Source organism: Psychrobacillus sp. NPDC093180 (assembly GCF_044754065.1).
Lineage (GTDB): Bacteria > Bacillota > Bacilli > Bacillales_A > Planococcaceae > Psychrobacillus.
The window spans coordinates 1-17,747 of the sequence record NZ_JBIVOJ010000019.1 but is presented as its reverse complement, the minus strand read 5'-3'; the positions used below and the strand labels follow the sequence as shown (position 1 = coordinate 17,747).

Genomic DNA, 17,747 nt, shown 5'->3' with positions numbered 1-17,747 from the left:
TTCTAGCAAATTCTCAATCAATCGGCCTTTTCTCTTCATCAAGGGTGAATCCTTCACCCATCACATCATTCGTTTCCGTTACAGATACAAAAGCATGCGGATCGACTGCTGTAATAATCGATTTAAGGCGAACGATTTCATTCTTAGCAATAACACAATATAAAATCTCTCGTTCTTTCTTTGTGTAATGTCCATAACCCTTTAACACAGTCACTCCACGATCCATTTCGTTCGTTATACGGTTTGCAATCGCATCTTGATGTTCAGATATGATAAATGCTCCACGCGCTGCATAGCCGCCTTCCTGTACGAAATCGATCACACGTGCTCCGACAAAAACTGCAACTAGCGTATACATCACCGATCTAATATCTAAGAACGTGAGCCAGGAAATTAAAATGACAATTGCATCGAACATGAACATCGTTTTCCCCATGCTCCAGCCGAGATACTTTTGCCCAAGTCTCGCAAGAATATCTACGCCACCAGTAGTTCCACCAAATCTGAAAATGATACCTAATCCAACCCCGACAAATACCCCTGCAAATAAAGAAACAAGAAACATGTCATCTTGTAGCCCAATTTGTACTTCGTAAATCTGAAATATTTTCAGAAATATAGAGACAGCCACAGTGCCGATGATTGTATACATAAACACTTTTCTACCTAAAAGCTTCCACCCTAAGATGAACATCGGAATATTTAATAACAAGTTCATCAAAGCTACATCCCATTTAAAAACGAAAAATAAGATTAACGTGATCCCTGCAAAACCGCCTTCTCCGAGTTCATTTTGCATATTAAAATGAACAAATCCGTAGCTATAAATGGCAGAACCAATTACAATCATAATAATATTTTTTAATTTTAAGCCAAGCCCCATTGTCCCACCTCTTTCAATAGTCCATACTAAAGTTATTATCTTTTATTTAATAGCTTTTGACAACTGGTGTGTAAATTTATTACGATGAAGAGAGGAGAGTGAAAAATATGTCGGAAAAGAAAACATTATCTGCACTTCAGCATGAAGTCGATGCATACATAAGTCAATTTAAAGAAGGATACTTTCCTCCAATGGAACTTTTAGCGAGATTAACGGAAGAACTCGGAGAGCTTTCACGAGAAGTTCAACATAAGTATGGCACGAAGAAAAAGAAGCATACAGAAGTAGAGAAAGAACTTGCCGATGAAATGGGAGATTTCTTTTTTGTTCTAATATGTTTAGCCAATGCGGAGGGTATAGATTTACAGCAATCTTTACAAAACGTTTTACATAAATACAATACACGTGATAAAGATCGATGGACTAAAAAGGAGGACTAACTATGGTTATCAAAGTAGCAATAGCAGGACCAAGAGGTAGAATGGGGAAAGAAGCGGTAGCAACCGTTATTGAAAACGAGGAATTTCTTTTAGTCGGTTTATTAGATCATAAAAAAGAAGAAGAATATTTGGGAGATATGATTCCTATTTTTACCTCGCTGGAGGAGCTTATTGAACAAACGGAGCCGGATGTGTTGGTGGATTTAACGATTCCCACAGCTGTTTATGGGCATGCTATGACTGCTCTACAATATGGAGTAAGGCCAGTTATTGGTACTACGGGCTTTACTGATTTACAATTAGACGAGATACGCACCAAGGTAGAAGAAAAGCAAGTTGGATGTATTATTGCTCCTAACTTTTCCATTGGGGCGGTTCTTATGATGAAGTTTGCTCAAACAGCAGCAAAATACTTACCAGATGTAGAAATAATCGAAATGCATCATGATCAAAAAGTAGATGCTCCGTCCGGCACGGCGATTAAAACCGCGCAAATGATTCAAGATACTCGAAATCCATTTGAACAGGGTCACCCGGAGGAAGAAGAAATATTTGCTGGAGCAAGGGGAGCTAATATTGAGGGGATGCATATTCATAGTGTCCGTTTGCCTGGTTTAGTCGCACACCAACAAGTTTTGCTTGGTGGAGATGGGCAACTCCTCACACTGCGTCACGATTCGTTCAATCGTACTTCGTTCATGTCGGGTGTAGTTTTGTCGATTCATGAAGTAATGAAGCGAAATACACTTATATACGGCTTAGAAGAGATTATTTTATAGGAGTGAAGGTATGAGAATTGCATTAGTAGCACATGACAAGAAAAAAGAAGATTTAGTCCAATTTGTAACGGCCTATAAATCTATTTTAGAAGAGCATGAATTATTTGCAACAGGAACGACTGGAATGCGCATTATTAATGAGGTTGGATTATCAGTTTTTAGATATAAATCTGGGCCACTCGGTGGAGATCAACAGATCGGATCGGCAATCGCAAACAATGAGATGGATATGGTTATCTTTTTCCGAGATCCTTTAACTGCGCAGCCACATGAACCGGATGTATCTGCACTTATCCGTCTTTGCGATGTATACCAGATTCCGCTTGCAACGAATATGGGAACAGCGGAGATTTTATTAAAAGGAATTGAAGAAGGATTTTTAGATTGGCGTTTATTGGAAGAAAGACGTGCTCGTTAAGGAAGTGATTATATGCGTAAATTAAAAATTGGTATTACTTGTTATCCCTCTGTAGGAGGATCCGGTGTAATCGCCACAGAACTTGGTAAAATGCTTGCGGAAAAAGGACATGAAATACATTTCATCACTTCCAGTATGCCTTTTCGTTTGAACAAAATGTATCCATCCATCACTTTTCATCAAGTAGAAGTAAATAGTTATTCTGTGTTTCAATATGCACCGTATGATATTGCCTTGGCAAATAAAATGGCAGAAGTAATAGTTGATGAAGAATTAGACGTACTGCATGTGCATTACGCAATGCCCCATGCTGTATGTGCTATTTTGGCAAAGGATATGGCAAAATCGGATATAGGTATTGTGACGACCTTGCATGGAACAGATATTACTGTTTTAGGAGATGATTCTTCCTTATCTGGAGCTATTCGGTATGGTATTGAAAAATCGGATATTGTTACAGCGGTATCACATTCATTAGTTAGTCAAACGATGGAACTAATCGCTCCACAAAAAGAAATTGAAACAATCTACAATTTTGTTGATGAACAAGAATATTCCAAAAAAGATGCGGGAAATTTGAAAGAATTATTAGGGATCCGTCCCGATGAAAAAGTAGTCATTCATGTTTCTAACTTCAGAAAAGTGAAGCGCGTTCCAGATATCGTGAAAAGTTTTGAACTGATCCGTAAAGAAATGCCGGCAAAACTTCTGTTAGTAGGGGATGGCCCTGAAAAACATCCAGTAATGGAATATGTAAAAGGAACTTCTTTTGAAGACGATGTACTATTTCTTGGAAAACAAGAAAATTTGTCAGAGCTCTATGCTATTTCGGATTTAATGCTCCTTCTGTCACAAAAGGAATCATTTGGTTTAGTGTTATTAGAAGCGATGGCGTGTGAAGTACCATGTATTGGCACCAATGTCGGAGGTATCCCTGAAGTAATTATTCATGGTGAAAACGGTTATTTAGCAGAGCTTGGGGATGTTGAAAAAGTAGCGGAATATGGGATTCGATTGCTGCAAGATCCTATTTTACATAAACAAATGGTGGAAACTTCGTTAATGTTTATCGAAGAACGATTTAGTTCGAAAAAAATAGTAGAACAGTACGAAGCGATGTACGAAAGAGTGGCGAAGAAATAAGATGATGAAAACTCGGTGGCCAGAAGCTTATAAAGTAATTGAGAAACTTGAGAATGCTGGTTTTGAAGCTTATGTTGTCGGAGGTGCAGTCCGTGATTTTATTCGAAAAGTGGATGCAAATGATGTGGATGTGACAACGAATGCTACACCGAATGAGGTCAAACAGTTATTTCCGCATACAATTGATGTAGGTATCGAACATGGTACCGTCCTTGTCGTTTTAAGTGAGACTATTGAGGTAACAACGTTTCGATCCGAAACTACATACACCGATTTTCGAAGACCGGATGCCGTTACGTTTGTTCGTTCACTTCAGGAAGATCTTAAGCGTCGTGATTTCACAATGAATGCAATGGCACTAACCAAATCGGACGTGCTGATCGACTATTTTGGCGGCAGGGAAGATATTGAAAATAAAATCATAAAAGCTGTGGGAGATCCAGCGCAGCGCTTTGCAGAGGATGCACTTCGCATGCTGCGAGCTATTCGTTTTTCCGCGCAACTGAATTATTCTCTTGAAAAAGAAACAATGGAAGCCATTCAATCGTTGCATCATTTGGTTGCACATGTTTCCATGGAGCGTGTGAAAGTGGAACTAGAAAAAATTTGGATCAGTGACTTTGTGGGGAATGGCATGGAGTTATTTGTTTCCAGTCATTTGGCGAATAATTTTCCCGGCGATTGGGAAACGTATCAAAATTGCTGGAGAGGTTTTTCGAGCTTCGGTAACACTGCAAACGGCTGGGCTTTTTTTGCAATTATGCAGCCACATGCTGAAGTTGAATCTCTTCTGTCTTATTATAAATGCTCAAACGCAGAAAAAACACATGTGAAACAGGTGTTAGAGGCACTTGAACAGCTAGAAAAAGGCTGCTGGAATCTTTATAGCTTTTTTCAGTTTACAGAAGAGGTGCTTATTGCCGCTTCAAGCTATGCTAGGCAGCTATTAAACATGGAAGTAGTATACACAGCAGAACAAATTCAGCAAACAAAAGCTACGCTTCCTATTTCATCCACGAAAGAAGTAGTCGTAAATGGCAATGATCTAATGGAGTGGACAAAGAAGAAAAGAGGTCCATGGATTCGGGAAGCTATGGAAAAGATAACAGTGATGATTGTAAACGATAAGTTGGTCAATGATAAGGCTGAGATAATGGAATGGTTTTTTCAGGAATATATTGACGATGACCTTCAAATTTAATTTAAACAATGGATGATCGGGCAAGTGACAAGAAAGAGATTACAATCTGTTGAATCGCTTTCTTGTCACTAGCTATTTAAACTTTTATTATCCAATGAATTTTATAAATGATACAGAAGGGGGATAGACTCCTTCTAGACTACTTAAGTATATTATTTGTATAAATATGTAAAACGGCAGTCGAAACTTTGTTAAAGATTGCGATAGATGGACGATAAAGATAAAGTACTGTCAGTCATAACATATTGATGAAATTCCTCAAGTGCTAAATTTAAATTTGAGTTTAGCCTTGCAGATGGATATGCACAAACAGAAAGTATTTTTGAATCTTTTACAAAGTTATCTGCAACACATTCAAATTCTTTGACCAACTCTTCAGTTGGTTTTGATGAAGACCATTCTACATGTGCCCAAGTCCGAATCGTTGATTTACAATCATTTAAATAGGAAAGATCTTTTGCAAAATGGCTAACGATGTTGTGTGTACTAAAATCTCCTTTAGATAAATAATACTCATAGTTATTAACCAACCTAATATTAGAATTTTTATTCTCTTTAAAAGACGCATCAATAAATGCTTGTACCTTTGGTAGGTTTCGCATATTTTCGATAATAAGTATTTGTTGTTTATTTTCAATACCAGCTTGAATAAAAGAAAAAATATTATCCATGTAAGCTTTTTCATCCATAAAACGATAAAAAATATGCCCCATAGAAATTTTTTTATATTCACATTCAGATAGTACGCCCATATTTCACCTCTATTAGAAAAAACTAGTACTTTCTATTTAGATAAAAAATTGATTAAAAAATCATTTATACTAGCATACCATATAAAACTATAACTTTTTGATTATTTTAAAAATAGCGATAAAATTTCTTTGTATGCTTGAATTAAATTAAAAACCCCCTAATCACCGAAGGCAATTAGGGAGCTAATGAAATAGTTAGTTATTCATATCTTGAAGACCAGGGCTATGTTCATTTGGCATTTCGGGCATTAATGGTACCGGAAAACCTGCTGGAGGATCTATTACGGAAAGTGTTTCATTATTTCTACTAGGAGTTTGGCCTTGGAAGATTTCACCGATTCGAGTAGGGTCCAATCTAAAGTTAAATTGTGCATTATGATAACCCATCTCGACATATTTTCTACACTCTGGATACTTATTTATATCGTAATTCGGAACTGGGAATAGTTTACCCCAATCTACACCGAGTGTTTCTAGGGCTTTAGCAAAGGCATTTTGATGGGCATTATCACGGACGATTAGAAAACCAAGCGTTTCTCGAAGTGTTTTATTGGAACTCATTTCATAAATACGGGTTTTTTGCAGTACACCAGTCGATTCAAGTACAAGATTATCCATTAAATCTGCGATCAAGTTTCCATGTGCATAGACCCAAGATCCGTTCCAAGGCATACCACCTGCGTCAACAGGAAGGGAAGCCTGTGCTCCAATAATAAAGTGGTGAGGGTTTGCATGTCTTACGGCGTCGTTTAGTGGAGCCCCGTCAATACCAGCGTTACCCGGAACAGCAGATTCACCTGAATCATTTAGTAATTGATTGATGGTGTTTTGGACAAGTTCAACGTGAGCGATTTCTTCCAGGAAAACCCCACGAATTAAGTCTCTATATTGAGTTTCTTTCCCGCGGAAATTTGAACTTTGAAAAAAATATTGCATCATCGTTCTCATTTCACCGTAATGTCCACCTAATGTCTCTTGTAATACTTTAGCAGCTGCGGGATCTGGTCGGTCTGGTGCGATAACATTTATTAATTCTTCTTTGTAGTAATACAATTAGTGTTCCTCTTTTCCGTTTGTTTTTTAAATAATGTGTAATGGATAACAGCAGAAATTTTTTCATACACGGAAATAGGTTGTGCATGAGACAAAGGATTATTCATCATTAAGATAAGGTTAAAGTCTTGATGATTTGACAATATAAACAGATAAAGGAATGATTTTTTCGTGAACATGTCCATAAAAGAAAAGATACTTTCCCAACTTATTCATGCAAATGGTGAACCAATTTCAGGTCAGAAGCTTGCGGACGAATTAAACATTTCCCGTACGATGATTTGGAAACACTTAAAAGGCATTGAGGAAGACGGATATGTAATTGAGGCAATTAAGAAAAAGGGGTATGTTTTGCAGTCTATACCCGACATTGTGTCGTCAGAACGTATCTCCTCTTATTTAGATACGAAGTCTATTGGAAGAAATATAATTTATTATCCTGTTTGTGAATCTACACAAACGATTGCAACCGAAAAAGCAAGTGATCATGCCGCTCATGGAACAGTCATCATTACCGAACAGCAAACAGCAGGTCGCGGTAGACTAGAACGTCCGTGGGATTCTTCTGCGGGTAAAGGAATATGGATGAGTGTGATCATCCGCCCTGAAATCAGTCCTCAGTATGCGGCTCAATTTACATTAGTATCAGCAGTTGCGATTACACGCGCCATAGAAGACATGACAGATTGTTCTCCAGCAATCAAATGGCCAAATGATTTATTGATCAAAGGCAAAAAAGTGACTGGCATTTTGACCGAACTTCAAGCAGATATGGACCGTGTGCAAGCAATAATTATCGGTATCGGCGTAAATGTCAACCAAGATTTAGAGGCATTCGATGAATCGATTCAATCCATTGCGACTTCATTAAAAATGGAAACTGAACAGGAAGTGAACCGTGCGGAGCTAGTTGCTAAAATACTATATTATTTGGAGAAGTACGCAGATATATATGTGGAAAATGGCTTCGAGCCGATTAAATTACTTTGGGAAAGCTATAATTGTACTATCGGTAAACGAATTCGCGCCAATATGTTACGCGAGACTTTAGAGGGTGTGGCAATGGGCATTACCAATGATGGCGTGCTAGAGCTTAAACTAGATAATGGCGAAATACGCGGCATTTACTCGGCAGATATCCATTTAATGAATAAATAGACCAAGCAGCTTCCGAAAATATATTTTCGGGAGCTTTTTCGCGTTAGGAAAGGCAGGCCAAAAAGGTTATTTATATGGGTTATCATAAAGATGATAGTGATTCCCACCAAGAAGTACGGTATTTGTTTCTGCGTCTATTATAGTATATTTATGAAATTCTTCCTTTTCGTTTTGTTGAAAAGATGCCAGAAAATATACTTGCCTATTAGGATGGATAAAAGGAAAGCTGGAAATGTTCCATTTTTCTCCGGGTAGATTTGTTTTCGTACGAAATATTAATTCTGCATCCGGTACCTCATGAAAGAAAATCTTTTTTCGCATACTGTAAGCTGCATTTTCATATTCCGTGTAGAGCTTCTTATCTAACTTGGCATAAAACTCATCCTCGCTTGCAAAAGTTTTACTCTGGTTATCCGGATATTCGACTTGAAAAGAGAAGATTTCAGAGTCTAATAATCCTTGGTTGGATGCTAGTGGTTGAAAGGAAAGAAAAGAACTTAAGGATATGAATGTTAGTAACATGGTATTCATTTTTTCACCTCATTTTTAATTGGTTGAACATATATTGGTCTTTTTCCATTTATGTATTCAAATTTTAGATTAAGTAAAATCACTTGGACGCCAAACTCATTTTCTGTTATTCTATAACCGTTGGGCAGTATCCTTTGTTGAACTGCACCAGTTTCAGGCGAGCAAATAATTGAATAGTCTGCCTTGATCTGCATATGACAGGGACGGAGAAAACCTATGAATCTACATTTTCTGCCCTTCTGTTCACTTTTGGAATAGAGGGCTTTTTAGTTGGTTTTCTCTCCACTTAAAAAGAGGAGGAATTTCATTGAAAACGACGAGTAATTTTGTAGAAATGAAGAAAAAAGAAGAAAAGATTACGATGATGACAGCGTATGACCATCCGACTGCCAAATTTGCGGAAGAAGCGGGAATCGACATGCTATTGGTTGGAGATTCTGTTGGAATGGTTGTGCTAGGATACGACTCTACTGTATTAGTTACAATGGATGATATGATCCATCACGGAAAAGCAGCAAGAAGAGGGGCACCGAATACGTTTTTAGTAGTGGATATGCCTTTTGGTACGTATCATGGCTCACTAGATCAGTCTCTTGGGAATGCTGTGAAAATTATGCAACAAACAGGAGCACAGGCAGTAAAAGTCGAAGGTGCAGACGATGTTCTATTAGTTATTGAAAAGCTGACTTCAGCAGGAATTCCAGTTGTAGCGCATCTCGGTTTAACGCCTCAATCGGCAGGAGTGCTTGGAGGATATAAAGTACAAGGAAAAACTGCAGAAGCGGCAGAAAAATTAATAGAAGACGCAAAAAAATGTGAAGCAGCGGGTGCTTGCGCCGTCGTTTTAGAATGTATTCCGCATCAGCTAACTGCAAAAGTTTCGGAAGAGCTAATCATCCCGACTATCGGTATCGGGGCCGGTGCTACAGCCGACGGTCAAGTATTGGTATTTCACGATTTAGTAAAATACGGCACGCATCATATTCCGAAATTTGTAAAGGAATTTGCGAATGTCGGGGAACCGATCGCAGCAGGTATCCAGCAATATGTGGAAGAAGTGAAAAGCGGAATTTTTCCTGCTTTAGAGCATTCCTTTACAATGAAAGAAGAGCAACTAAACCAATTGTACGGAGGCACCACTCATGCAAACAGTTCAAACAATCGATGAGTTAAAAACTATTCTAGAAGCACATAAACATCAAACAATCGGCCTTGTACCAACTATGGGTTATTTACACGAAGGTCATCAAGCATTATTAAATAGAGCAAGAAAAGAAAATGAATTCGTAGTTGCGACCATTTTCGTCAATCCGGCCCAATTCGGACCAAATGAGGATTTAGATAGATATCCACGAGATTTTGAGCGCGATTTGAAAATCGCAACAGAAGCTGGTGTAGATCTTATATTTAACCCTACGCCAGAAGAAATGTATCCATTTGAAAGTGGGATTACAATTCAAGTAGGGGAGCTCTCTACCAAACTATGTGGAGAAAGTAGACCAGGTCATTTCGACGGTGTATTAAAAGTTATCACGAAATTATTTAATCTTATCCAACCAACAAATGCGTATTTTGGTCAAAAAGATGCGCAGCAGCTAGCCATCATCGAAACATTTGTGCAAGCATATAATTTCCCGGTTCAAATTGTTCGCGTTCCCACAGTTCGTGAAGAAGATGGACTTGCGAAAAGCTCTCGAAATGTATTTTTGAGTGAAGTGGAAAGAGCAGAGGCTATTCATTTAAACCAAGCCCTTACATTAGCAACGGAGCACTGGAAGCAAACAAAGAATGTGGCTGAAGCAATTGAGGTAGGAAAAGCCCATATCGTGGAAAATACATCTGGTAAAATAGATTATTTTGAAGTTGTAGCATATCCGTTATTGCAGCAAGTTTCAGAGCATGCGGACCAGCTTTTGTTTGCAACGGCTGTATTCTTTGAAAAAGCGCGTTTGATCGATAATATTCTTGTAGATGTAAAGGAAGTGTAAGCTATGTTAAGAATGATGTTAAACAGTAAAATTCACCGTGCAACTGTAACCGAAGCGGACTTAAATTATGTTGGAAGTATTACGATTGACCAAAATATTTTAGATGCGGTAGGCATGCTGCCAAATGAAAAAGTGCATATCGTTAACAATAATAATGGGGCCCGCTTTGAAACGTATATTATTGCTGGAGAAAGAGGTAGCGGAGTAATCTGTGTAAACGGAGCAGCTGCTCGTCTCGTACAACGAGGAGATATTGTGATCATACTATCGTATGCCTATGTGATGAACGAAGAAGCGTCAACCCATCAACCAACTGTTGCGATAATGAATGAAGACAACACCATTAAACAGATAATTCATTATGAACCAGAAGCGACAGTAATGTAATATTGCTAAAGTAGGCTCCCGAAGATCAAATTTCGGGAGCTTTTTAGATTTACTTTATAGAATAATGCGGCGTATGGTAAACAACGATTTATAAACGCGCAACGTTGAAATGCATATGCGCAACGTTTTTCTTCAAACGCGCAACATTGTCGGCCATTTGCGCAACGTTGTAACAGTTATCCTCGTCTCAATCTAAGTAAACTTGCTTTTTAACCAGCTGGTTGCTCTCACGAGTATTTTGGTTGCTCTCAGAGTTGATTTAGTTGCTTTCAGACTTCAACTGGTTGCTTTCAACATTAGGTTAGTTGCCCTTAACCATTTTATGGAATTATCTATTCCTAAATCATTAAAAAACCTACTTTTCTTTTTCGCATATTTTTCGTTTCTGTTTCCCGAATGTGGTACAATTTTTTTAGAACATAATGGATAGCGAGTTGAGGAATAATGGAAAATCATAAATATGCAGTTGTTGATATTGAAACAACAGGCCATTCATCGACGAGTGGTGACCGTATTATTCAACTTGCAATTGTATTTATTGAAAATGGCAACATAGTGGATACGTTTACAACCTTTATCAATCCGAAAAAACCAATCCCTTTTTTTATACAAGATTTAACGAAAATTAAAGACAAAGATGTACAGCATGCACCATTGTTCGAAACAATCGGATCAAAAGTGTTAGATTTACTGCAAGATCATATTTTTGTTGCACATAATATTCACTTTGACCTGCCCTTTTTGCAGAAAGAATTACAACGTGTAGGGCTTCCAAAGCTTGTATGCAAGACGATGGATACAGTAGAGTTTGCTAAACTTATGTTTCCGAATCTGTATAGCTATAAACTGCAAGATATTGCAACCGAATTACATATACCATTAGAGGCAGCACATCGGGCGGACGACGATGCGTTAGCTACTGCCTATTTATTATTGAAATGTATCGAGCGGTTAGAAAGCTTGCCTATAAAAACAATCGAATTATTACATAAAAGATCCTTTCAGTTAAAATCAAATTTATCGATTTTATTTTTTGATGTATTAGCGGAGAAAAGAAAGCAATATGATGCTACTAACTATCTGATGTACCGAGGAATACCATTAAAAGAAGTAGAAAAAGAACATATTGCAAGTCATATATCGATTTCTTATCCACGAACAAAAGAGCTAAAAATTGACTTGTTTCAAAAAGGACTTTCCCGCTTTGAAGAAAGACAAGGGCAGTTTGCATTTATGGACGAAATTCAACATGCGCTAGATAATAAAGCAGAAACGGTATGTGAAGCAGAGACTGGCATCGGTAAAACTTTAGGGTATTTATTACCTGCTACCATATACGGGCTGAGTCATCAAAAGCCAGTCGTTATAAGTACTTATACAACTCATTTAATCGACCAGCTAGTGTTAGAGGAAATCCCGAAATTAACATCTATTTTAAGTACCCCAATACGTGTAGCAAAACTAAAAGGAATGCAACATTATATAGACTTGTATCGATTCTGGCAGCATGTACAACTAGACGATGAATCGTACGACGAAACATTTACGATTATGCAAATATTAGTTTGGCTGACGTTAACGGATGAAGGGGATTTAACAGAGTTAAATGTTTCTGGCGGTGGACAATTATTCGTAGATAAGATTAGAAAAACGTCGCTTTCGAAAGTATTGGAAGAGCGGGAATTAGACTTCTATGAAAGAGCGCTTCGTAAAAGCGAAAAATGTGATATTTTAGTAACGAATCATGCCATGATTATGGCAGACCGAGAACGAGAGAAAAAATTATTGGCACACGGCTGTGCAACAATTATAGACGAAGCTCATCAAGTCATTCATGCAAGTATGTCCCGTAAAGAACGCGTTTTTTCTTATACAACATGGAAATATGTATTAGGCCAGTTTGGAACACTAGATACGGACCAACTGCTAAGTAGGCTGGCACTTCTACATATACCTTTAGCGCTGCGAATTCGTCTGGAAAAACAATATGTAGATGTAGTTGAGACATTTGATCAAGCTATTTCATCTATTACAGATGCTATACCGCCTACAAATGGCTATTCAAAAAGTACAAAAAGAACGGCGATCTTAGAAGATTTGAGCTTGGACACTTCGATTTTCCGTGCAGTTGCTACAGCGATGCAAACGTATATATTCTCTGCCAAATCAATATTAGCTACTTATGCAAAAAATAAGCTGGATGATCAAGCTATTGTGCTATTAAACGAGTGGGAATATTGGATAAGAGAGCTTGAGATTAAAGTAAGCGAATGGGATGAAATCTTCTTAATAGATGAAGCGGTGGAAGCTAAATGGTTAGAAATTGATACAAGAAGTATTCCGGGCAGTTTGACCATTATTAAAAGACCGCTAAATTACCAAAAAGATATTAAAGAAGCAGTTGACCCATTGAGACTATCTGGTGCAGTTATTTGGACTTCTGGTACGCTCACTGTGCCATCTAATCGTCATTTTATAACGTCTCAATTAGGGTTAAGTACGAATATTCCGATTCAGCAATATAGAGCGGCTGCTGATTATTACAATGGAGCAGAGCTATTGATCATGGAAGATATGCCAGATATTAAGCAAGTTTCTCAAAGTGATTATATTGAGGCTGTGGCTGAAGCAATTGTTCAAACTGTACTTATAACGGAAGGCAGATGCTTTGTTTTATTTACATCTCAAGATATGTTAAGGAAAACAGTAGAAATCATTCAAGATACTAATTTACTTGAAGACTATATGTTATTCGCTCAAGGGATGACTTCAGGAAGTAGAATGCGTCTATTAAAATCATTTCAACGCTTCTCGAAATCTGTTTTATTTGGCACGAACAGTTTTTGGGAAGGAGTGGACGTTCCGGGAGATGCTCTATCGGTTATTATTATGGTTCGTCTGCCATTTTCATCACCAGATGATCCTTTATATAAAAAGCGTGCAGAATTGCTTAGTGTTAACGGTCAAAATCCGTTTACCGCATATTCGTTGCCAGAAGCCGTATTACGATTTAGACAAGGTTTCGGTCGTTTAATACGTTCATCGAATGATAAAGGAGTATTTATCGTTTTAGATAGAAGAATAGAAACAAAATCCTATGGAAGTGACTTTTTACAGGCAATTCCTAATATTCCTGTTAAGAAAGTTACGCTCGAAAATATGGTCTTAGAGCTTGAAAATTGGTATACTAATGAAGGATGAGATTTAGAAAGCGGGTAGAAATATGGAAAACAAAATTGAAGTGCTATCTACTGTGACTGTCAATTATCAATCGGACTTATACAAACTAGTAGATGCATTAAATCGAACATTAAAACAGCAAGATTTGATGTTTGGCTTGGCACTTGATAAAGAAGACCAAGAAAAGTGCGTTTTTACAATTTATAGGACTTAACATATGGTACTTAAAAGATGGCTCCTATTTATCGTTGTATTTGCATTAAGCTTAACCGTGATACTTAGTTTACTTATTTATTTTCAAGCGAAAATACCATTCAAAGAAGCAAATGAAAACGCAGAAACTTATGTAACGAAAAACCATTTACTCGCTCAAGTAGATGATTCCTATGTGTATAATAGTACAAATACTTTCCATACCGTTATCGGTAAAACAGCAAAGGGAGAAGAAAAAGCGTTCTTTCTTCCAGAGAAAAAAACAGATGACGCGATAATGGAAGTAAAATTAAAGGATGGCATATCGAAAGAGAAAGCAATCGAACTTGCAATGAGTAATGAAAAAAATGGCGAATTATTGCATGCAAAGCTCGGCGTAGAAGAAGTTGGTCCTGTATGGGAAATAACGTATGTAAACGAAAAAAACAATCTCAACTATGTATATCTACTATTTGATAATGGAGATTGGTGGAAGAAAATCTCAAATTTATAACTAAACTTTTGACTTGTGGAGGAAACTATGAAGAAAATAATGATTAATGAGATGTCTAACCATGTAGGCGAAACAGTTAAACTTGGCGCATGGCTTGCTAACAAGCGTTCAAGCGGAAAAATTGCTTTTTTACAATTGCGTGATGGCTCTGGCTTTGTACAAGGCGTAGTAGTAAAAGAAGAAGTGGGAGAAGATATTTTCCAAAAAGCAAAAGGGTTAACGCAAGAGACTTCTATGTATGTAATTGGAGAAGTAACAAAAGATGAAAGATCTTCATTTGGTTATGAATTACAAGTAAAAGAAATTGAAGTTATCCAAGCTGCTGTTGATTTTCCTATTACACCAAAAGAGCATGGAACTGAATTTTTAATGGACAACCGTCATTTATGGTTACGTTCAAGAAAACAACATGCAGTTATGAAAATCCGTAACGAAATTATTCGTGCAACGTATGAGTTTTTTAATAATAGTGGTCATATTAAAGCAGATCCGCCGATTTTAACAGGATCATCTCCAGAAGGAACGTCCGAATTATTCCATACGAAATATTTTGACGAAGATGCATATCTTTCTCAATCTGGTCAATTATATTTAGAAGCTTCCGCAATGGCACTTGGAAAAGTATTTTCTTTCGGACCAACTTTCCGTGCAGAAAAATCGAAAACACGTCGTCATTTGATCGAGTTCTGGATGATTGAACAAGAAATGGCTTTTTGTGAACTAGAAGAAAACTTAGAAATACAAGAACAATATGTCGCATTTATCGCGCAAGCTGTTTTGAAAAACTGTAAAATAGAGCTAGAGCGTCTTGGTCGCGATTTATCGAAATTAGAAAATATTCAAGCGCCGTTCCCTCGTATTACTTATGATGATGCGATTAAACTTTTACATGAAAAAGGGTTCGATGACATTGTGTGGGGAGATGATTTCGGTGCTCCTCATGAAACAGCAATTGCTGAAAGTTTTGATAAACCAGTATTCATCACACATTACCCAGTAGGGATTAAACCATTCTATATGCAACCACATCCAACACGCGATGATGTTGTATTATGTGCCGACTTAATCGCTCCAGAAGGATATGGAGAAATCATTGGTGGTTCCGAGCGTATTTGGGATTATGATCTTTTAAAACAACGTATACAAGAGCATGGTTTAGATGAAGCTGCTTATGCTTGGTATTTAGATCTTCGCAAGCAAGGTTCTGTACCGCATTCTGGATTTGGACTAGGTTTAGAACGTACAGTAGCATGGCTAAGTGGAGTGGAGCATATTCGTGAGACGATTCCATTCCCACGTCTGTTAAACCGTTTATATCCGTAATAATTTATTCACATTGCAATTTAAGAAAAAGGAGACGATGGGTATGCAAAAGCGAGATCGACTCCGTATCTGGACTGAGCAGGGAAATGTAACCATTTCCCAGCTTTTTTTTAGTCATTACAAAGCGATTAATATTAAAGATGAAGAAGCGATTCTTTTATTGCATTTAATCGCTTATGGAGAAGCAGGAAATCATTTTCCAACGCCACAAAACTTAGCAGATCGTACGCATTTCAATGAAAATAAAGTAGTCACTATCTTACAACGTCTCGTCCAAAAAGGGCTTGTGCAAATTGATCAGCATATGGACGCAGATGGGGTTCACTATGAATATTATGCTTTCCATCATTTATGGGAGCTTTTAGTAGATCATGTGGAACAAGAAGAAAATCGAGTCGAAAACGAGCAGGTAAAAGAAGAAGAAGGCGAAATCTATAAATTATTTGAACAAGAATTTAGCAGGCTGTTATCACCAATGGAATACGAAACAATTGGTATGTGGTTCGACCAAGATAAGCACTCAGCTGCTTTAATTCGATTAGCATTAAAAGAAGCGGTGTTATCGCAAAAACTTAGCCTGCGTTATATTGATCGGATTTTGTTTGAATGGAAAAAGAAAAATATTAAGACAGTAGAAGCAGCCGAAAATCAGTCTGCACAATTTAGACAGCAAATACCAGTTCAAAAACAAATGGAATTGCCAACAAGGACTGCAAAAGTTTCCTTTTATAACTGGTTAGAAGAAAGAGAGTAGGTGGAAGAATTTTGCTTACAAAAGTACAATGGCATTATTGCCTAGATGAGATGGAGCGAATGTTCCCAGATGCGCATTGTGAACTCGTTCATAAAAATCCATTTGAGCTATTAGTTGCAACCTTATTATCCGCTCAATGTACAGATGTACTAGTGAACAAAGTAACAAAAGACTTATTTCAAAAATATACAAAGCCCGAAGATTATTTAGCCGTCTCAATTGAAGAATTACAAAACGATATCCGATCCATTGGACTATATCGCAACAAAGCAAAAAACATTCAAGCATTAAGTCAACAACTGATTGATTTATATGATGGAGAAGTACCGGTAGATAGAGATCTACTTACGACTTTTCCAGGTGTCGGTCGCAAAACGGCGAATGTCGTGGTTTCTGTTGCCTTCGATATTCCCGCTATCGCAGTAGACACACATGTAGAGCGGGTGACAAAACGATTAGGACTGTGCAGATGGAAAGATTCAGTACTCCAAGTCGAAGAAACACTCATGAAAAAAACACCGATCGAATTATGGTCAAAGGCACATCACCAGCTTATATTCTTTGGTCGTTATCACTGTAAGGCTCAAAATCCAAATTGTCCTGAATGTCCTTTGTTATCTGTTTGTCGAGAAGGTGCAAAAAGGATGAAGAAAATTGTCACTGCATAATGAGTTTGACAAGTGGAATGATTTGCAAATTCAGTTAGTAGTACTCTTTAAAGAAAAAGATACTGCTAGATTGCAACTGATGGAGCAGGGAATTCAGCTACTAGAAGTAATTGTAGATAGAGAAGGGGAGGCAGCTCCTATTAATTTTGCGGAGCGCTTTACTTTTATTCGAAACAATAAACATAATTATACAGCCTTTAAGCAATTGGACGAGCTTTTCAAAGAAACGAAGAAGAAGATTGCACGTCTTCGAGCACAGAAAAAAGAATGAGCATATCGCTCATTCTTTTCTTTTGTGCGCTTGGCAGCGCTTTTCTCTAACGGGTGAAAGTCCCTAACATGCCGTAGTGGCGGAAGTGTATAGCTGACTGGTAGTGCGGGTA

General features: G+C 37.6%; 20 protein-coding genes. 16 read left to right on the top strand and 4 right to left on the bottom strand.

Annotated elements, in window-relative coordinates:
• Window positions 1-13 precede the first annotated feature (13 nt).
• Window positions 14-883 carry a YitT family protein gene (locus tag ACIP9W_RS20825; protein WP_400793068.1) on the bottom strand — a complete coding sequence of 290 codons (870 nt, stop codon included), beginning with the start codon at window positions 881-883 and terminating at the stop codon, window positions 14-16.
• A gap of 107 nt (window positions 884-990) precedes the next feature.
• Between ACIP9W_RS20825 and ACIP9W_RS20820 the strand changes: the two genes are divergently transcribed.
• The 5 genes from ACIP9W_RS20820 to ACIP9W_RS20800 are packed head-to-tail and all read left to right on the top strand — an operon-like array spanning window position 991 to window position 4,864.
• The gene (locus tag ACIP9W_RS20820; RefSeq protein ID WP_282245880.1) at window positions 991-1,323 is read left to right on the top strand and encodes a nucleotide pyrophosphohydrolase; all 333 of its coding nucleotides are present in this window, start codon (window positions 991-993) and stop codon (window positions 1,321-1,323) included.
• A 2-nt stretch (window positions 1,324-1,325) separates the two neighbouring features.
• Window positions 1,326-2,102, top strand: coding sequence for a 4-hydroxy-tetrahydrodipicolinate reductase (gene dapB, locus ACIP9W_RS20815; RefSeq protein WP_142537196.1), 777 nt, complete (start codon window positions 1,326-1,328; stop codon window positions 2,100-2,102).
• A gap of 10 nt (window positions 2,103-2,112) precedes the next feature.
• Window positions 2,113-2,520 (top strand): methylglyoxal synthase, encoded by a 408-nt coding sequence (gene mgsA / locus ACIP9W_RS20810; protein ID WP_142537195.1) that lies wholly within the window; start codon window positions 2,113-2,115, stop codon window positions 2,518-2,520.
• Window positions 2,521-2,532: 12 nt separating this feature from the next.
• On the top strand, window positions 2,533-3,663 hold the full coding sequence (gene bshA / locus ACIP9W_RS20805) for an N-acetyl-alpha-D-glucosaminyl L-malate synthase BshA (protein ID WP_400793067.1): 1,131 nt from the start codon (window positions 2,533-2,535) through the stop codon (window positions 3,661-3,663).
• Between the two features lies 1 nt (window position 3,664).
• The gene (locus ACIP9W_RS20800; protein ID WP_400793066.1) at window positions 3,665-4,864 is read left to right on the top strand and encodes a CCA tRNA nucleotidyltransferase; all 1,200 of its coding nucleotides are present in this window, start codon (window positions 3,665-3,667) and stop codon (window positions 4,862-4,864) included.
• A gap of 191 nt (window positions 4,865-5,055) precedes the next feature.
• On the opposite strand, the gene ACIP9W_RS20795 is transcribed toward ACIP9W_RS20800, so the two are convergent.
• Together ACIP9W_RS20795 and ACIP9W_RS20790 are read right to left on the bottom strand one after the other, a co-directional pair.
• Complete coding sequence (locus ACIP9W_RS20795) at window positions 5,056-5,616, bottom strand: MEDS domain-containing protein (RefSeq protein WP_400793065.1); 561 nt, start codon at window positions 5,614-5,616, stop codon at window positions 5,056-5,058.
• A 195-nt stretch (window positions 5,617-5,811) separates the two neighbouring features.
• A complete protein-coding gene (locus tag ACIP9W_RS20790) occupies window positions 5,812-6,669 on the bottom strand; it encodes a manganese catalase family protein (RefSeq protein WP_400793063.1) in 858 nt (285 codons plus the stop codon).
• Window positions 6,670-6,840: 171 nt separating this feature from the next.
• Here ACIP9W_RS20790 and ACIP9W_RS20785 point away from each other — a divergent pair, with 171 nt between their 5' ends.
• Complete coding sequence (locus tag ACIP9W_RS20785) at window positions 6,841-7,827, top strand: biotin--[acetyl-CoA-carboxylase] ligase (protein ID WP_400793062.1); 987 nt, start codon at window positions 6,841-6,843, stop codon at window positions 7,825-7,827.
• Between the two features lie 66 nt (window positions 7,828-7,893).
• Here the strand turns inward: ACIP9W_RS20785 and ACIP9W_RS20780 are convergent, their stop codons facing one another.
• Window positions 7,894-8,358, bottom strand: a complete 465-nt coding sequence (locus ACIP9W_RS20780; RefSeq protein WP_400793061.1) for a hypothetical protein — start codon at window positions 8,356-8,358, stop codon at window positions 7,894-7,896.
• A 307-nt stretch (window positions 8,359-8,665) separates the two neighbouring features.
• On the opposite strand from ACIP9W_RS20780, the gene panB reads away from it, so the two are divergent.
• The 10 genes from panB (at window position 8,666) to ACIP9W_RS20730 (ending at window position 17,635) form a co-directional block, all read left to right on the top strand.
• Window positions 8,666-9,526, top strand: a complete 861-nt coding sequence (panB, locus tag ACIP9W_RS20775; RefSeq protein ID WP_400793060.1) for a 3-methyl-2-oxobutanoate hydroxymethyltransferase — start codon at window positions 8,666-8,668, stop codon at window positions 9,524-9,526.
• A complete protein-coding gene (gene panC, locus ACIP9W_RS20770; RefSeq protein WP_400793059.1) occupies window positions 9,501-10,346 on the top strand; it encodes a pantoate--beta-alanine ligase in 846 nt (281 codons plus the stop codon). The genes panB and panC overlap by 26 nt, the downstream gene beginning before the upstream one ends.
• Window positions 10,347-10,349: 3 nt before the next feature.
• Complete coding sequence (panD, locus tag ACIP9W_RS20765; protein ID WP_400793058.1) at window positions 10,350-10,733, top strand: aspartate 1-decarboxylase; 384 nt, start codon at window positions 10,350-10,352, stop codon at window positions 10,731-10,733.
• A 444-nt stretch (window positions 10,734-11,177) separates the two neighbouring features.
• Window positions 11,178-13,934 carry an ATP-dependent DNA helicase DinG gene (dinG, locus tag ACIP9W_RS20760; RefSeq protein WP_400793057.1) on the top strand — a complete coding sequence of 919 codons (2,757 nt, stop codon included), beginning with the start codon at window positions 11,178-11,180 and terminating at the stop codon, window positions 13,932-13,934.
• A 22-nt stretch (window positions 13,935-13,956) separates the two neighbouring features.
• Window positions 13,957-14,127, top strand: a complete 171-nt coding sequence (locus ACIP9W_RS20755) for a YpmA family protein (RefSeq protein WP_093273022.1) — start codon at window positions 13,957-13,959, stop codon at window positions 14,125-14,127.
• Between the two features lie 3 nt (window positions 14,128-14,130).
• Window positions 14,131-14,619, top strand: a complete 489-nt coding sequence (locus ACIP9W_RS20750) for a cell wall elongation regulator TseB-like domain-containing protein (protein WP_282245858.1) — start codon at window positions 14,131-14,133, stop codon at window positions 14,617-14,619.
• 27 nt (window positions 14,620-14,646) lie between these two features.
• Window positions 14,647-15,942 (top strand): asparagine--tRNA ligase, encoded by a 1,296-nt coding sequence (asnS, locus tag ACIP9W_RS20745; RefSeq protein WP_400793056.1) that lies wholly within the window; start codon window positions 14,647-14,649, stop codon window positions 15,940-15,942.
• A 43-nt stretch (window positions 15,943-15,985) separates the two neighbouring features.
• Window positions 15,986-16,696 carry a DnaD domain protein gene (locus tag ACIP9W_RS20740; protein ID WP_400793055.1) on the top strand — a complete coding sequence of 237 codons (711 nt, stop codon included), beginning with the start codon at window positions 15,986-15,988 and terminating at the stop codon, window positions 16,694-16,696.
• An 11-nt stretch (window positions 16,697-16,707) separates the two neighbouring features.
• Window positions 16,708-17,364, top strand: coding sequence for an endonuclease III (nth, locus tag ACIP9W_RS20735; protein WP_400793054.1), 657 nt, complete (start codon window positions 16,708-16,710; stop codon window positions 17,362-17,364).
• The gene (locus ACIP9W_RS20730; protein ID WP_400793053.1) at window positions 17,351-17,635 is read left to right on the top strand and encodes a YpoC family protein; all 285 of its coding nucleotides are present in this window, start codon (window positions 17,351-17,353) and stop codon (window positions 17,633-17,635) included. Before nth ends, ACIP9W_RS20730 begins: the two co-directional genes overlap by 14 nt.
• Window positions 17,636-17,747 lie beyond the last annotated feature (112 nt).

Excerpts from the sequence above, each read along its gene's own strand:
- ACIP9W_RS20750 (WP_282245858.1), top strand. The coding sequence starts at position 14,131 with ATGGTACTTAAAAGATGGCTCCTATTTATCGTTGTATTTGCATTAAGC.
- ACIP9W_RS20820 (WP_282245880.1), top strand. The coding sequence starts at position 991 with ATGTCGGAAAAGAAAACATTATCTGCACTTCAGCATGAAGTCGATGCA.
- dapB (WP_142537196.1), top strand. The coding sequence starts at position 1,326 with ATGGTTATCAAAGTAGCAATAGCAGGACCAAGAGGTAGAATGGGGAAA.
- ACIP9W_RS20755 (WP_093273022.1), top strand. The coding sequence starts at position 13,957 with ATGGAAAACAAAATTGAAGTGCTATCTACTGTGACTGTCAATTATCAA.
- panD (WP_400793058.1), top strand. The coding sequence starts at position 10,350 with ATGTTAAGAATGATGTTAAACAGTAAAATTCACCGTGCAACTGTAACC.
- asnS (WP_400793056.1), top strand. The coding sequence starts at position 14,647 with ATGAAGAAAATAATGATTAATGAGATGTCTAACCATGTAGGCGAAACA.
- ACIP9W_RS20780 (WP_400793061.1), bottom strand. The coding sequence starts at position 8,358 with ATGAATACCATGTTACTAACATTCATATCCTTAAGTTCTTTTCTTTCC.
- ACIP9W_RS20800 (WP_400793066.1), top strand. The coding sequence starts at position 3,665 with ATGATGAAAACTCGGTGGCCAGAAGCTTATAAAGTAATTGAGAAACTT.
- panC (WP_400793059.1), top strand. The coding sequence starts at position 9,501 with ATGCAAACAGTTCAAACAATCGATGAGTTAAAAACTATTCTAGAAGCA.
- mgsA (WP_142537195.1), top strand. The coding sequence starts at position 2,113 with ATGAGAATTGCATTAGTAGCACATGACAAGAAAAAAGAAGATTTAGTC.
- bshA (WP_400793067.1), top strand. The coding sequence starts at position 2,533 with ATGCGTAAATTAAAAATTGGTATTACTTGTTATCCCTCTGTAGGAGGA.
- dinG (WP_400793057.1), top strand. The coding sequence starts at position 11,178 with ATGGAAAATCATAAATATGCAGTTGTTGATATTGAAACAACAGGCCAT.
- ACIP9W_RS20795 (WP_400793065.1), bottom strand. The coding sequence starts at position 5,616 with ATGGGCGTACTATCTGAATGTGAATATAAAAAAATTTCTATGGGGCAT.
- ACIP9W_RS20740 (WP_400793055.1), top strand. The coding sequence starts at position 15,986 with ATGCAAAAGCGAGATCGACTCCGTATCTGGACTGAGCAGGGAAATGTA.
- ACIP9W_RS20825 (WP_400793068.1), bottom strand. The coding sequence starts at position 883 with ATGGGGCTTGGCTTAAAATTAAAAAATATTATTATGATTGTAATTGGT.